The organism is Pseudoalteromonas sp. NZS127 (genome assembly GCF_015864805.1).
Lineage (GTDB): Bacteria > Pseudomonadota > Gammaproteobacteria > Enterobacterales > Alteromonadaceae > Pseudoalteromonas > Pseudoalteromonas nigrifaciens.
Genome location: NZ_JADYWN010000007.1, coordinates 140,545 through 155,314, shown reverse-complemented (window position 1 = coordinate 155,314; position 14,770 = coordinate 140,545). Strand labels below are relative to the sequence as shown.

Here is a 14,770-nt window from a genome sequence, read left to right as displayed (position 1 = left end):
AGGTCATCGCGTTCTAGCCTGTGGAGAGATTGACATTAGTCAGCTTGTTGAAGCAGGAACTTGCCTTATGAGTGATCACAAGGCCCCGATGGTTTTAAACTAATCGGAATCCCCCTCCTTTTCTGAACTTTTTCAGGCGCTTGGCGAGGTGGTGGAGGATGTCAAATTACCTTTTTCATCTGTAATAATGCGTAAATAACCAATAAGTATAATAATACTTGCCGATATTAATAATCCAATTTTTAAACTTTCCATGGGTATGCTCACTTTTAATTTAAGTGCTTAGTTTAATATTGATAGTTTGATAGTTTGATAGTTTGATAGGTCGTTATACTTATTGACGCTACTTTTAACTTCACTATTTAAATTGGCTAATAGTGCGTACATCTTAGTTATATTATGTCTAAGCTGTTAGGATACGCCGTCTAAATAATGTAGAACGGTTATATAAGTATAATGTCTAAATTTTTCTTTATGGGTAAGCCCGATATAATGGGTAAAAATAACAGTAACGGTTTTAGTCCTAAGCGCAATGAAAAAGTGGGCAGCGAGCTTCATCCATTATCGTTAGTGGTTAATTCACCACAACGCAAGTTAGAAGTAGAAGCAATAGTACAAGAACATAAGTTATTTGCTACAGTAGAGCTTAATACTCAAAGTGATGAAGATATAAGAGAGCTTGAATTCGCGCTGGTTAAGTCTACACCGCAAGTATTCGATAAAGTCCCTGAGCGTAACTCTCCTTGTTTATGCGGTAGTGGTAAAAAGTATAAAAAGTGTTGTGCTTAAATTATAGCTCACAATTTAATCTCCATTCTCATTCTTTAATATAAAAATGCCACCTGTTAATAACAAGTGGCATTTTATTATTTGCTATAAAGTTCAGCTAAAATAAAGGTTCGGCTTTATTTTTACGCTTAACTTATTTTACTATTTTCATTTCATCTAATAAATTTTGGGCATTATCTACCTTGTCCATTACCCATAGCATGTAACGAGAATCTACGTGAATTGAGCGATTTAGTTCTGGGTTATAATCCCAATCGCCAATGATGCTTTCATATACGCCATCAAACAATAAACCCACCAGCTCGGCTTTACCATTGAGTGTTGGCGAGCCTGAGTTACCGCCGGTTGTATCTACGTTTGATAAAAAGTTAACAGGTACTGTGTTCATGCCGCCGGTGTAATCACCGTAAAGTTTCGCTTTAATTTGCTGTTGTAGCTTTTTAGGTGCATTAAATGGCTCTACATTGGTATTTTTAGCCAGTAAACCTTCTAATGACGTAAACGGTGTTGCCACTAAACCATCTTGTGGTGAGTAGCCACCTACCGTGCCGTAAGTTACTCGTAACGTGCTATTTGCATCTGCATATACGGCCTTGTTTTGTGCTTTATTAAAGGCAATAATAGCGCTCATTAATTGTGGGCGAGCAGCTTGTAACTTGCCTGCAAGTGCTTTTGATTTATCTTCTTCAGTTTTCATTACTGCAAATATCGCTTTAGCGTATTGCATAAATGGGTCTTGGCTTTGGTTTAGCTGGCTAAACGATTGCTCAAACAATGAATTGCGTACAACTTCGTTATCAAGTGTTGATTTAGTATACATTTGCTCAAGCAATGCACTTTGTTTCGCTTTATCAAAACCATTTTGTAGTTTAAATGCCTTATCAACCTCGCTAAAGCGCTCTTCTTTCGGAAGTGCGGCATAAAGCTCTAAAAAGTGCAGTAAAATAGCTTTATCTACATTGGCATCAAAGCGACGCGTCATACGCTCAAGCCCAGCTTTAATGCGCGGTAAGTCACGCTCTTGGTATCCAGACTCTCGCTCTGCATTTGGCTTTTGTTGCTCATACGCTAAACGGTATAAGCTGCGAGCGGTACTGATCATTTGTGATCTGTGTACATAACCTAACATACGATCGCGCTCGCTATGCAGTTGCGATTGCGCTACTAATGCCGATAGCTCATTTAAAACATCGCCATATTGCTGCTTGCGTGTTTTATCACTATTAATCCATTGAGTTAGTTCTTGCTCAAACTGTTTTTTGCGCTCAAACATGGTGCCTTTTTTAAAGCTTTCTATCATTGAGCCATAGTTTTTAATGTAATTATTGTAACCTGCAATAGTGCTTTCGTAAGCTATACGCGCTTTACTGCCGTCCTCTGCGTTTTCTTCAATAAGTGCTACGTATTTTGAATTATGTTCACGCGCTTTAGGATAGCTGTCGTTAAATACGTTATCTACTTCTGCAGCAATACGGTAACGGTTAGTACGCCCTGGATAGCCTGTTACCATTACAAACTCGCCCTCTTGCACACCTTTAGCACTTACACTTAAGTAAGAATCGGGTTCATAAGGTACGTTATCTTCGCTGTACTGTGCTGGTTTACCATCTTTTCCTACATACGCACGGTAAAAACCAAAGTCGCCGGTATGGCGCGGCCACATCCAGTTGTCTATATCACCGCCATATTTACCTACGCCCATAGCGGGAGCGTATGCTAGGCGTACATCTTTTATTTCTAGCGACTTAATGAGGTAATACTCTAAGCCACCATGAAACGAATACACATTACAACGATAGCTCTCATCGGCTTCACACTGAGCCACCAGTGCTTTTTCATTTTTTTCAAGGGCATCGTAGCGTGCTTTAGCACTTAACTTTTGAGTGTCTTTAATTACTTTGTCGGTAACGTTAGTTACGGTTTTAGTAACATAAACACGAGAGCCAGGAGCTGCGGGTAAATCTTGCGCTGGAGTTTTAGCTAAAAAGCCATTTTCTAAAATATTATTATCGGTTGTTGAGTTGTATTGAATAGAGCCATAAGCACAGTGATGGTTTGTTACCACCAAACCTTTTGGCGATACAAATGATGCCGTACAACCACCTAAGCTAATTACCGCATTCATCGGGAATTCGGTTAATTTTGAAATAGATTTAGCATCTATTTCAAGCCCTTTGGCTTTTAATATTGATTCTAATTCTGGAAGCTGATGTGGTTGCCACATGCCTTCATCTGCAATTGCAGTGCTTGAGAGTGTAATTGCTAAAGTTGATGCTATTGTAGCGACAAGAGGTGTTAAACGCATTATAGAGTCCTTTTTATTGTTTCTATAACAGGTTACTCGTGAAGTATTATGCAGGTCAATACCGTGGTAATAAATTGTTACAATGTGGCCTATAAACCTTCATATATAGCGTTAATAGCAAACTGAGGCAGCTATATTTTGTATTTACTTATAACTACTTTATATAATATGTGATTATTTATAAAAACCTTGGTGAAAAATCCAATAACAACTCCTCAGGTAATGGCTTACTAAAATAGTAACCTTGAACAAAATCACAATTTAACTCACCAAGTAAAACAAGCTGCTCTTTCGTTTCCACTCCCTCTGCAACCACGGTTAACCCTAAGCTATGCGACATGGCTATAGTTGCTTTGACTAAATTACAGTCTTCTTTTTTGGATGTAATGCCATTAATAAACATGCGATCTATTTTTAAAACATTAAAAGGGTACTGCCTTAAATAGCTTAATGATGAATACCCAGTACCAAAGTCATCCATTGATAGCTTTATGCCCAATTTAGTTATTTCTTGCAAGGTGTCATTTATATTCAATTTAGCATTCATTAACACCCCTTCGGTAATTTCTAACTCTAAATATTTAGCCTTTACATCTAGCTCGCTAAGAGTGTCTTTTATAAAACTAAGTAGCGCTGTGTCTCTAAATTGACTTGGGGATAAATTAACAGCCATAGTATATTTATGGTGTTGCCCTTTATTTAGCTGCTTATTTTGCCATTTTTTTAAAAGCTGTAAGGCTTGCTTAATAACAAACTTCCCAATGGGGATAATCAACCCATTATGCTCGGCTATTGGAATAAATTCATCGGGCGGTATATTCCCCAGCACTGGGTTATACCAACGTAGCAAAGCTTCCGCGCCGGTAACATGTTTATTTTTAACATCTAACTGCGGTTGGTAATATAGTTCAAATTCATTACGCTGTAACGCACCTTGCATCTGCTCCTCTATCGCAAGGCGGCGCTGAATTACTACATTCATTTGTGGAGTAAAAAACGAGTAACTGTTACGTCCCAAGGCTTTTGCTTGATACATTGCCGTATCTGCATTGCGTAAAAGATCAGACGCTGTATCGCCATTTTCGGGGTACATAGCAACCCCAATACTCATGGTGAGTACAAGTTCTCTCCCTTCAATTTTAAATGGCGAGGTAAAACTTTTCAGTAGCTTTTCTGCAATATCTATTGCGTTATAATGACTATTAATACCCCGCAATAGTACAATAAATTCATCTCCTCCTAAACGCCCTATGGTGTCTTCTTTGCGAATGACTTGCTGTAATCTTGCAGCTGATTTAACCAGTAGCTTATCGCCTAGTTCATGGCCAAACGAGTCATTTACTTTTTTAAAGTTATCTAAATCAATAAAAAGTACAGCCACATGCCCCTTGTTTCTTTGTGCTTCAAAAAGCATATGCGATAGTCGGTCAAGTGCTAAAAAGCGGTTAGGTAATGAGGTTAAATTATCATAATAAGCTTGTTTACGGATCAGCTCTTCTGCCTTGTGCTGCTCGGTAATATCTCGAATAATAACCATAACTTGCTGATATTGAGAAACATGGTTAATTCTTGCCTCAAAGTACACAACTCCCAATGGCATGGTTAGTTCATATTGAAAGCTCACCATCTGTTTTTGGCTTAAGGCTTGGGAAATATTCTTTCTAAACTTACTGCTAACATCGTCTGGTAATAAATCAAACATACTGCTACCAATAAATTGCTGAGGTAAAGCATAAAGATTACTGCTACTACTGCTACTGGCTTGATAATCAAGGATTTTGCCATCTTCTTGCATTACAAAAAATAGATCAGGAATAGCCTCAAATATTGTTTCCAACATTTTCTCTCTGAACATAGCCTGTTCTTGCGCCTGTTTAACATCGGTTAAGTCAATATCAATACAATACATTTGTTTAATGCCATATTGATTTATAAACATTACATGGCTTGAAAACACCGAAACATCATTATTATTTTTATCACGAAGAGTTAGCTCTGCTGCAGGAATTTCTATGCCATTATTAATCCAATTTCCGTGGCCAGCAACCACGGCCTCTCGTAAATCACTTGGTATAATTAAATCTTCAAGCTTTTTACCTGTTGCTTCAACATTCGTATAACCATAAAGCACTTCGCTGCCTTTATTCCAATAAATAACACGGCGTTGTTCATCATACCCCTGTACAGAAATAGCATTCACAGCATCAAATAATTGATGTAATGGGTCATTAACAACATATTGGTGAGCTAAAGTATGTATATTATTTTTAGATTTCATTCTGATCAATTAATAAATAATACTTAATATTTATAATAGAACGAAATAATTAAATTAACACTTAAAGGAGCGAATAAATGCTTTTAGGTAATGCGGCAATATAAGAGTGTAAAAATAAAAAGGAGCCGTTGCTCCTTTTAGTTATTAGTTTTTAACTCATTAATGTTAATCTTTTTTAGCGTTATTAGGATGCTCAACACCTATCCATGCTTTAAACAACGCCTTTTGTTCACTCGATGCTTGCTTATTAGCAATCACCTTTTTAGGTTTATCAAAATCTTCTGATAAAACTAAACTGGTGCTAGCAAGTGCATCGCGGCGAATATAATCAATTGTAATTTTATCCCCTACTTTATACATTTCTAGGCTGCTGGTTAAATCCTTACCAACGTGATGCTTATTAATAGCAACAATTTTATCATCTGTTGTTAAGCCTGCCTGCCATGCACTGCCACCGCGTTTAACATGCGAAAGCGTAAGGAGTTGGCCGGTATTTTTTGCCACAGCATCTATACTAGCTAAGGCTTTCGCTTTTTCTGGACGCTCAAATGTTAAACCTACTTTATTGAGTAACTCGTCAAAATTTAGTGAAACTGGCGAGTCGACATTAGTTTGCCACCAAGTGTTGTAATCACGCCCGGTTAGGTCTTTTAAAATATTGAGTACATCTAAAGAAGTAAAACCTGCAGGTAATTTATGTTGCTTATAAAGTGCCTTGTGTACATCGCGATAACTTATTTTACCTTGGCTTTTTTCTAGTAAATCAATATCTAAAGCAAGTGATAACAATGAGCCTTCTGAATAAATGTTAGTAGAGTAATTACGCGCGTGGTCCCCGCCTTGGTTTATCCACTTATCAAAGCTGGTTTCGCTGGCGCTTTGTACTTCGCGACCAGGTGTTTGTAAATGACGATTAATTGTTTTACTCAGTAGGTTAAAAAACTCATCAGTGCTTTGAATGCCTGAACGCACTAATAAATGATCTTCGAAATAGCTGGTTGAGCCCTCTGCTATCCAAAGTAATTTAGAGTAATTCATATTGGTGTAATCGTAAGGTGTAAGGCCCGCTGGGCGGTATGCTTTAACGTTCCAAGTATGAATAAATTCATGCGCCGCAGTGCTTATAAAGGCTAAGTAATCTTCGCGTTTAGCAAATCGGTCTCGCGGACGCTGAATAATAGTCGAATTTAAATGCTCAGTAGCACCACCCGCTCCCGATGTTGCATGCACCATAAATACATAACGTTCATACGGGTAGCCATCCCAAATAACATTGCCAGTAGCCACTAACTTTTTTAGATCCGTTAGCATGAGCTCTACATCATAATTACCATCGCCCCATATAACTAAATCGTATTCACGGCCATCAACTTTAAAGGTGTGTAATTGGTTAATACCTGTCTCGATTGGTGAATCTACAAGTACGTCATAATCTGCCGCCTTAAATGTATTTTTACCTTTGTTATTTTTCATTCCAGAAACAGAGCGCCACTGTTTAGGCACCTCTAAATTAACCGTAACGGGTTCTTGGCGAAATGAGTCACTAAACATAAAAAAGCCTGATGCATCAATAAATGCATGGCTGTCATCAATATGGCGCGCACGTTTGCCAAGCTCATTTGCGTATACTTGATATGCTAAGTTAACTTTAGTTGGCTTATTTAAATGTACACGCCAGGTGCTGTGATCAATTTTTTCCCACTTTAGGGGGTTACCCGTACTGTCTTTTGCATCAAAGTAACGCACCCCATTGGCTAAATTTAATATTTCGTAACGCCCAGTGCGCCATGCAGGTAATTTAATGTCTAAATGCGCTTGTGCCGTTTTGGGAAACTCTACCGTAACATTACCTAAGTGGTGCTGTGGCTGAGAAATGTTTAATGAATAATTTACATCAGCAAACGTAGGGGCAGAACATGCGGCTAAAATAGACAGCGCTAATAGCTTTTTCATAATGGCTCATAAAGATAACTTAGTGTGTAAAGAAGACTAACAAGGCGCTATTTAAAAGTGAATTAAAAGCGATAAATAGACTTTTAGATACGTTTATTGGCAATATCTCATTAAAAACACAAAGTTTTTAATGAGATAACTACACTTAATATAAATTTGTTGTAAACTTAACTGATACTAATTAACACAATGGCGGTATGTTTAGGTGCCTGATAAATCTAATTCTATGGACAAAAAACTCAAACAAGCTATTGAACAACGAATAGTAATTGAGAGCGCAAGGAAAACCCAAGTAGACACTCTGTCAAATTTAGCAGCTAAATTGTCTTTAAGCTGTAAGGGTCTTGATATTGAATTAGATAATCGCCTAGCTAAATTTAGAAGCGCACTTAATAAAGGGGTTAGCTTTGAGCACTTATCGCCGTTAATTAATGATATTTTAGTACTTTTAAAAAGCCAAGAAGCCATTCAACTCGCTCATCAACGCGACTTATACACAAGTGTAAAAAATGCTGGCAAGCAATTACAAAAAACTAATGGCTTACCTGACGACACACGCAGAACACTGCGTAACTTGTTAGATAATGAGCTTAATAACGTTCAGTCAACCCATGGTTTTATACCGCTATTAAATCAATTAATTACTATTTATAACCAAGCGTTACACACTAAACTTACGCTAGTGCCAAATCAGCAAAGCGATGATATTTCAGCCGTAACTAAAAAATTATTAGAACTTGCCCACCAGCTGGTACTTGAAGATGAAGCAGGTGAGCAAATTCAATCGATAAGAACCACTATTTTACAAAGTAATACTGTAGATGACATACTCGCTGCCGCAATTGAAATTATTAGTATTATTGTAAAAAACATTAATAACGAGCGCCAATCAGCGCAAAGCTTTTTAGTGTCTTTAAATAAAACCTTAGAAGAGTTACACCATTCGATTTTTTCGACCAGTAAACATTCCGAATCTATGGGAATTGAGTTTGACGCATTAAATAAACGTATAAAAACTAAAATTAATAATCTTAATGAGCAAACTAAGAGTACCACCTCAATTTCATCGTTAAGAAAATTAGTTGATCATGAATTAAAGTCCCTCGGTGAAGATTTTATTGCCAAAGAAGAACTTGAACGCAAAGATCGAAAAATACTTATAACCAGCTTTGATGAAATAAATAATCGTATTGGCAGCTTAGAAAATAAACTCACTAAATATAAAAAGCGCCTTAACGATCAACGTTTTAAAAGCCTGCTCGATAGCCTAACTAAACTGCCAAATAGAGCCGCCTTCGATGAGCGCTATAATCACGAAATGCACTTATTTAATGTGCAAGCATCCGATGTTACTCTGGTGGTGATTGACGTAGATTATTTTAAGTCAATAAACGACAGGTTTGGTCATACTGCTGGAGATATTACGCTACAAGTTATTGCTAAAGCCTTGCAAAAGTCGATAGAAAAAACTGACTTTATAGCGCGTTATGGCGGCGAAGAATTTGTACTATTAATGCCAGGTACTTCTTTGGAGCATGCCATTCCCCAACTCGAAAAGCTTAAAAAGAATATAAAAAAGATCCCGTTTAAGTTTAAAGATAAGCAAATAGAAATTACAGTGTCACTTGGCGCAACTCAGTTTAAACAAGGTGACACATTATTAAAGGCATTTGATAGAGCAGACGATGCTTTATACGAAGCCAAAAACGCAGGTCGGGATCGTCTGTGTATACGTAAATAATGTTATATAGCTCAATTGTTTTGAGTTTTATAACTAGCTAGTTTTTTACATTTTATACCAATTGTATTAAATGAGTCGTTAATTATAGCTACCGCTCTAAAAAAGTACGGCGCCTTATATATTACTTATATAAGTTCAAGTGCCCAAAATGAGTTTAACCTGCTAGAACAATCAACGCTTGTATTCAATTGGTATTAAGCAGCAAGGAGAATGCCGATGTTAATACAGTTAAACCCAACTGGGGTTTTAGATTTACTGTCGCAATTAGAAGTTGATTTATTAGAGCAATCTTCCGCTAGTGAACGCTATCGATTATTTAGAAACTGCGCGCTTGCCGTCCTCAACGTAGGCAGCCATACAGATGAAAGTAGCGACATCTACGATAAATACCAAGACTTTGATATTCGTTTAGTTAGCCGTGAGCGCGGCATAAAAATAGAACTAATTAACGCACCTGATACCGCATTTGTTGATGGTGAAATTATTACCGGTATTCACGAACATATATTTTCTGTGATCCGCGATATTTTATTTATATGTCAAAAATACGAAAAAGATCTTAAAGAACAAAAAGCCATTACCCACATGGTTTTTGATATGCTCAGAAATGCCGATGCACTAAAAGTAAACAGCGAACCAAGCATGATTGTATGTTGGGGTGGGCATTCTATTAGTGAAGTTGAGTATAAATATACCAAACAAGTAGGCTATGAGCTGGGCCTGCGCGGCTTAAACATTTGTACCGGCTGTGGCCCTGGCGCTATGAAAGGCCCAATGAAAGGCGCTACTATTGGCCACGCTAAGCAGCGCATTAAAAACAATCGTTATTTAGGATTAACCGAGCCCAGCATTATTGCAGCAGAGCCGCCTAACCCAATTGTAAATGAATTAGTCATTTTACCCGACATAGAAAAACGTTTAGAAGCCTTTATACGCACAGCTCACGCTATTATTATTTTTCCTGGTGGCGCTGGTACTGCTGAAGAGTTTCTTTATTTATTAGGGATATTATTACACCCAGAAAATGACAAGCAGTGCCTACCGGTTATTTTAACAGGACCCAAACAAAGTGAAGCCTACTTTAAAGAGCTGTGCCACTTTATTGAAATGACACTGGGTGTAGAAGCACTCAGCAAATTTGAAGTTATTATAGATAACCCACAATTAGTGGCGCAAAAATTAAAGTCGACCATGGCTAATGTTCGCGACTATCGTAAAAGCCAAGGCGATGCATACTATTTTAACTGGACATTAAAAATAGAAAATGACTTTCAACAGCCGTTTATACCATCACATGAACAAATGGCGAACCTAGACTTGCACCTAGAACAACCAAAACAGTTATTAGCTGCAAATTTACGCCGCGCATTTTCGGGCATTGTTGCCGGTAATGTTAAAGAAGAAGGCGTAAAAGCAATTAAACAACATGGGCCTTATATTCTAAGTGGCGAGCCTAGTTTAATGAAAGCAATGGATAAGTTATTACAAGCTTATGTTGACGAGGGAAGAATGAAACTGCCCGGCAGTAAATATGTCCCCTGCTACACAATCAAGGCGTGAGTTCTGTATTGAAACCCCATTTATTACTTATTGATGCGCTTAATTTAATTAGGCGCATTTACGCGGTAGACGCGAATCAAAAACATCACAGTGATGAGCAAATACTTAAAGCAAGCTGCTCACGTGTAGCGCATGCCTGCTCAAAACTTTTAAGCAGCACTAAAGCAACCCATGCCATTGCCGTATTTGATGGCGATAAAAGTTGGCGCTATCATTTTTATAAAGATTACAAACACTCCCGTGCTCCTATGCCACAAATACTTAAAGATGCATTAGTGCAATTTAAAGCCGCCATTGAAGAAACCGGTATTGTAGTGTTTGAACCAATAAACGATGAAGCTGATGATATTATTGCAACCCTTGCAAATAAGGCATCACATAACAACATCAGCAGTGTGATTGTCTCAACTGATAAAGGCTTTTTACCTTTTTTAAATGAGCATATAGCTGTGTATGATTATTTTAAAAAACATTATTTAGATCAAGATAGTATTAAGCAACGCTTTGGCGTTGAGCAAAAAAAACTAGTAGAGTTTTGGGCATTTGCTGGCGATAAAACCAATGATATTCCGGGCGTAAAAGGCATAGGCACTAAATCGGCGCAGCTACTAGTTAATAACTATAGCTCTGTCGAGGATGCACTCAATGACGATGCTCTTAATGCCAGCTTACGTAAAAAGCTAACTGAAAATATGGATATGTATGTTATTTCAAAGCAACTGGTTAGTTTACGCACCGATATAAACTTAGGCTTTAGTTTAAAGCAGTTAAGGCTTAATTAGTCGCAAGTTAATAGCACTGCCGTACGACAATACGTATACTATTAGTAGTGATGGTTAGTAGAGTAAGTAATGTTCAAAAAGTTTTTTAGATATTTAATTTTAGGTTTAGGGCTGTATGCGCTAATAGCCACGTTAGTGATCGTTTTTTATAAAGATGATCCACAAGCTATGATTTGGCAAGACAGAGAAGCCTATAATAAACGCTATATCGAAAAGCTAAAAATAGAAGACACTGCAACCCTCAATAGTGTACTCGAATATTTAGGTAGCCCAGATCTTACCTTTGCTAAGCGTGATGAGGACCAAGTATGGCAAATTGTTTTTTATCGTACCCAGCATAAAACATCTGACGGCATTACTACTATAGATGAATGTACCGGCTTATTATTTAAAAACGGGCAGCTCATTTTATGGGGTCCCAGTGCTTACGATCAATATCTAAAACCAGGTTAGGGAAACGGCATAATGGATGAGCCTGTATCAATAAAGCTAAAAAGGTTGCTTGAGCATACGCAGCTATTTTTAGCTTCATACAATAATAAAAAACAATGGCCTACCTTTTATCCGCTAGTGTGCAAACTTGCAGAGCAATACCGAACCCTTTATAAGCAAAATCCGAGTGCTCTACAAGCGCAACTTATGCTTTATAAAACTCAGTACGACTTTGCTACCAACCTTGTAATTAACCAATGTATTTTAACAACCGCACTGTGCGTAAGCCAAAATTACGATGACGAACTAAGTGAGCTGTATATTAGTGCGTCATTAATTGAGCACTTGTGCGTAGGCGCTCAACTTAATAAACTGTCCAAACAAATAGCATTTACCAGTACCGAAAGCCAAATATGGCAATTACGCCACAAACTTGCAGCGCGCGTATTACTAACCGCAAAGCAACCTGCCCATAGTATTACTCAAGTATTAGCTAAACTGAGTAAATATAAACACGCTTTAGTAAGCACCCCTAAAATAATGTTATACGATGGCGGCACAATAATTGTGGCTTTAGCTAATATTTTGGCAGTTAACCTCACGTGTAATGCAGCAAATCAGCAAATAAATTTTTATAAAGCGATAGGCGACTTATATTTGCGAACCCCAAATTTATTTGCTCAGCGGCTCTTAAAATCATTAATTGCGCATATTGGCCCTTTGCTCCCCGGGAGCCGAGTTTTATATGCCGAACAAGCAATGATTTATTTAGCAACCGACGCCGAGCAGCGCCACATACTTATTAAAAGCTTAAAGAACAAAATAGTTTGGTACAGGGTAAAAGCAACGCTTAACGATAACGCAATACAATGGCTATGCGCTGATAAACGTATACTTTATAAAGTGTGGGATACTGAATATGTAAATTTAAAAGCCGCAACTCCCAGTACCCAAAACACATTATATGATCTAATTGGGCTTATTAAACTGCAACAAGAGTATAGCTTTAACAATATAAATACTTTATTAGCCCCACACCCTAATGTTATTAAAAGCTTATGCCAAGCAGTTAAACCGTATAACAAAGAGCATCAAGCCGCTAAAAATTTAACGCATAGTTTGTCTATGGTTGGCTACAATAATGCCCCTGCTATTATACAGCGCGTGGTGTTTGAGCAACTAGTTTTTGCTATTCCGCATCCTTTACATGCTTTTTTAGTTAATCGACTCAAATGTATGGTCGATATAATGAGGCTATTGGTCTATAACAATAAGCAATATCAGTTTGAGCATATTTGTTTGCCTTTATATGCTTACGCGCATTACTTATTAATACATTGTAGTACGCAACTTTCAAGAAAGACGCCTATAGCGCACGCCCCAAATAAATCATCCGATACACCTATGTGCGCATTTTTTGGCATAGAAAACATGGATAGTAAGCATTTAAATCAGCAGTTATCAGCGCTTTTAAGCGATAACCCATGGACCTTTGCATTATTAGATGCCGAACAAGTAGCTAAAAACGAACTCACTGAGCAAAGTAAGTTATGGGTAGCATTTAAAGTCGTGGCGCAAAGCGTGTTTAAGCCAAAAACAGCATTAACTCCTTGGCAACAGCAAACACTTAAGCAGCAATTAATAGCCCAGGGCTGGGACAATCAAGCCGATTTTTATGACAAACTTCAAACATTAGCTTTGTTTGATAGTATTTAAGCTACTTATTCCAACTATAAACAACGATTATACCCAGTATTAATAGTATAAACTGGCAAAATGACTTAATAATTGGTATAAATGCGCCCTTGAATTCTCAAGCTCGTTCACATAAATTTTCTAACAAGCAGTTGCTCCCTCGGAGCCACAATTTATGTGCAAATCAAACTCTTTAAAGGATAAGTTAATGGCCAAACAAACCATAACAGTGATCAAAGGCGACGGCATCGGCCCTAGCATTATCGACTCAGCACTTGAAATACTAAAAGCCGCAGGATGCGATTTTGATTATGAATTTGTTGATGCTGGCCTAGCTGCACTTGAAAAAACAGGTGAGTTACTTCCGCAAGACACAATCGATACTATCGCTAAAAACAAAATCACCTTAAAAGGTCCTTTAACAACGCCAGTTGGTGAAGGCTTTACTTCTATAAACGTAACACTACGTAAGCAATTTGGTTTGTACGCAAACGTACGTCCTGTTAAATCGTTTGTAGGCACAAAAGCACGTTATGATGATATTGATATCATCACTATTCGTGAAAACACCCAAGGTATGTACTCTGGCGCTGGTCAAATTGTAAGTGAAGATGGTAACGAAGCAGAAGCAAAATCTGTTATTACTCGCGAAGGCGCAGAAAAAATCGTAACGTTTGCTTACGAGCTAGCAGTACGTGAAGGCCGTAAAAAAGTAACAGCGGTACATAAAGCAAATATTTTAAAATCTACATCAGGCCTATTTTTAAAAGTAGCGCGTGAAGTTGCAGAACGTTTCCCAGAAATTGAATCAACCGAAATGATTGTTGATGCAACCTGTATGAAACTAGTAATGACGCCAGAAGAGTTTGACGTAATAGTAACCACAAACTTATTTGGTGATATTTTATCAGACCTATGTGCTGGTTTAGTTGGCGGCTTAGGCATGGCACCAGGTGCTAACATTGGCGAAGATACTGCAATTTTTGAAGCAGTACACGGCAGTGCGCCTGATATTGCAGGTAAAAACCTAGCTAACCCTACTTCTGTAATTTTAGCGTCTATTCAAATGCTTGAGCATTTAAACATGGGCGACACCGCAGAGCGCATTAGAAGTGCAGTTGCTGATGTGATTAAGTCAGGCGATCGTACTACTCGCGATTTAGGCGGCAGCCACGGTACAACAGACTTTACTCAAGCTGTTATCGACCGTTTGTAATATAAAGTATAAAGTACAT

At 37.8% G+C, this 14,770-nt stretch carries 11 protein-coding genes; 7 read left to right on the top strand and 4 right to left on the bottom strand.

Going from position 1 to position 14,770, the window contains the following annotated elements; genetic code table 11:
- Positions 1 to 132: 132 nt before the first annotated feature.
- Positions 133 to 255 (bottom strand): hypothetical protein, encoded by a 123-nt coding sequence (locus I6E78_RS18840; protein WP_269435620.1) that lies wholly within the window; start codon positions 253 to 255, stop codon positions 133 to 135.
- Between the two features lie 201 nt (positions 256 to 456).
- Here I6E78_RS18840 and I6E78_RS09185 point away from each other — a divergent pair, with 201 nt between their 5' ends.
- The gene (locus tag I6E78_RS09185) at positions 457 to 789 is read left to right on the top strand and encodes a PBPRA1643 family SWIM/SEC-C metal-binding motif protein (protein WP_011330099.1); all 333 of its coding nucleotides are present in this window, start codon (positions 457 to 459) and stop codon (positions 787 to 789) included.
- Positions 790 to 922: 133 nt separating this feature from the next.
- Here I6E78_RS09185 and I6E78_RS09180 read toward each other — a convergent pair whose 3' ends face one another.
- The 3 genes from I6E78_RS09180 to I6E78_RS09170 all read right to left on the bottom strand — a co-directional run bounded on the left by I6E78_RS09180 (position 923) and on the right by I6E78_RS09170 (position 7,325).
- A complete protein-coding gene (locus I6E78_RS09180; protein WP_197182331.1) occupies positions 923 to 3,094 on the bottom strand; it encodes a S46 family peptidase in 2,172 nt (723 codons plus the stop codon).
- A gap of 178 nt (positions 3,095 to 3,272) precedes the next feature.
- Positions 3,273 to 5,372 (bottom strand): sensor domain-containing protein, encoded by a 2,100-nt coding sequence (locus I6E78_RS09175; protein WP_197182330.1) that lies wholly within the window; start codon positions 5,370 to 5,372, stop codon positions 3,273 to 3,275.
- A gap of 165 nt (positions 5,373 to 5,537) precedes the next feature.
- On the bottom strand, positions 5,538 to 7,325 hold the full coding sequence (locus I6E78_RS09170) for a M61 family metallopeptidase (RefSeq protein ID WP_197182329.1): 1,788 nt from the start codon (positions 7,323 to 7,325) through the stop codon (positions 5,538 to 5,540).
- 226 nt (positions 7,326 to 7,551) lie between these two features.
- On the opposite strand from I6E78_RS09170, the gene I6E78_RS09165 reads away from it, so the two are divergent.
- The 6 genes from I6E78_RS09165 to I6E78_RS09140 all read left to right on the top strand — a co-directional run bounded on the left by I6E78_RS09165 (position 7,552) and on the right by I6E78_RS09140 (position 14,751).
- On the top strand, positions 7,552 to 9,066 hold the full coding sequence (locus tag I6E78_RS09165) for a GGDEF domain-containing protein (RefSeq protein ID WP_197182328.1): 1,515 nt from the start codon (positions 7,552 to 7,554) through the stop codon (positions 9,064 to 9,066).
- A gap of 216 nt (positions 9,067 to 9,282) precedes the next feature.
- Positions 9,283 to 10,626, top strand: a complete 1,344-nt coding sequence (gene ppnN / locus I6E78_RS09160; RefSeq protein WP_011330093.1) for a nucleotide 5'-monophosphate nucleosidase PpnN — start codon at positions 9,283 to 9,285, stop codon at positions 10,624 to 10,626.
- An 8-nt stretch (positions 10,627 to 10,634) separates the two neighbouring features.
- On the top strand, positions 10,635 to 11,408 hold the full coding sequence (gene xni / locus I6E78_RS09155; protein WP_197182327.1) for a flap endonuclease Xni: 774 nt from the start codon (positions 10,635 to 10,637) through the stop codon (positions 11,406 to 11,408).
- 69 nt (positions 11,409 to 11,477) lie between these two features.
- Positions 11,478 to 11,861, top strand: coding sequence for a DUF3192 domain-containing protein (locus I6E78_RS09150; RefSeq protein WP_011330091.1), 384 nt, complete (start codon positions 11,478 to 11,480; stop codon positions 11,859 to 11,861).
- Between the two features lie 12 nt (positions 11,862 to 11,873).
- Complete coding sequence (locus I6E78_RS09145) at positions 11,874 to 13,556, top strand: hypothetical protein (RefSeq protein WP_197182326.1); 1,683 nt, start codon at positions 11,874 to 11,876, stop codon at positions 13,554 to 13,556.
- A 187-nt stretch (positions 13,557 to 13,743) separates the two neighbouring features.
- Complete coding sequence (locus I6E78_RS09140; RefSeq protein WP_011330089.1) at positions 13,744 to 14,751, top strand: isocitrate dehydrogenase; 1,008 nt, start codon at positions 13,744 to 13,746, stop codon at positions 14,749 to 14,751.
- Positions 14,752 to 14,770 lie beyond the last annotated feature (19 nt).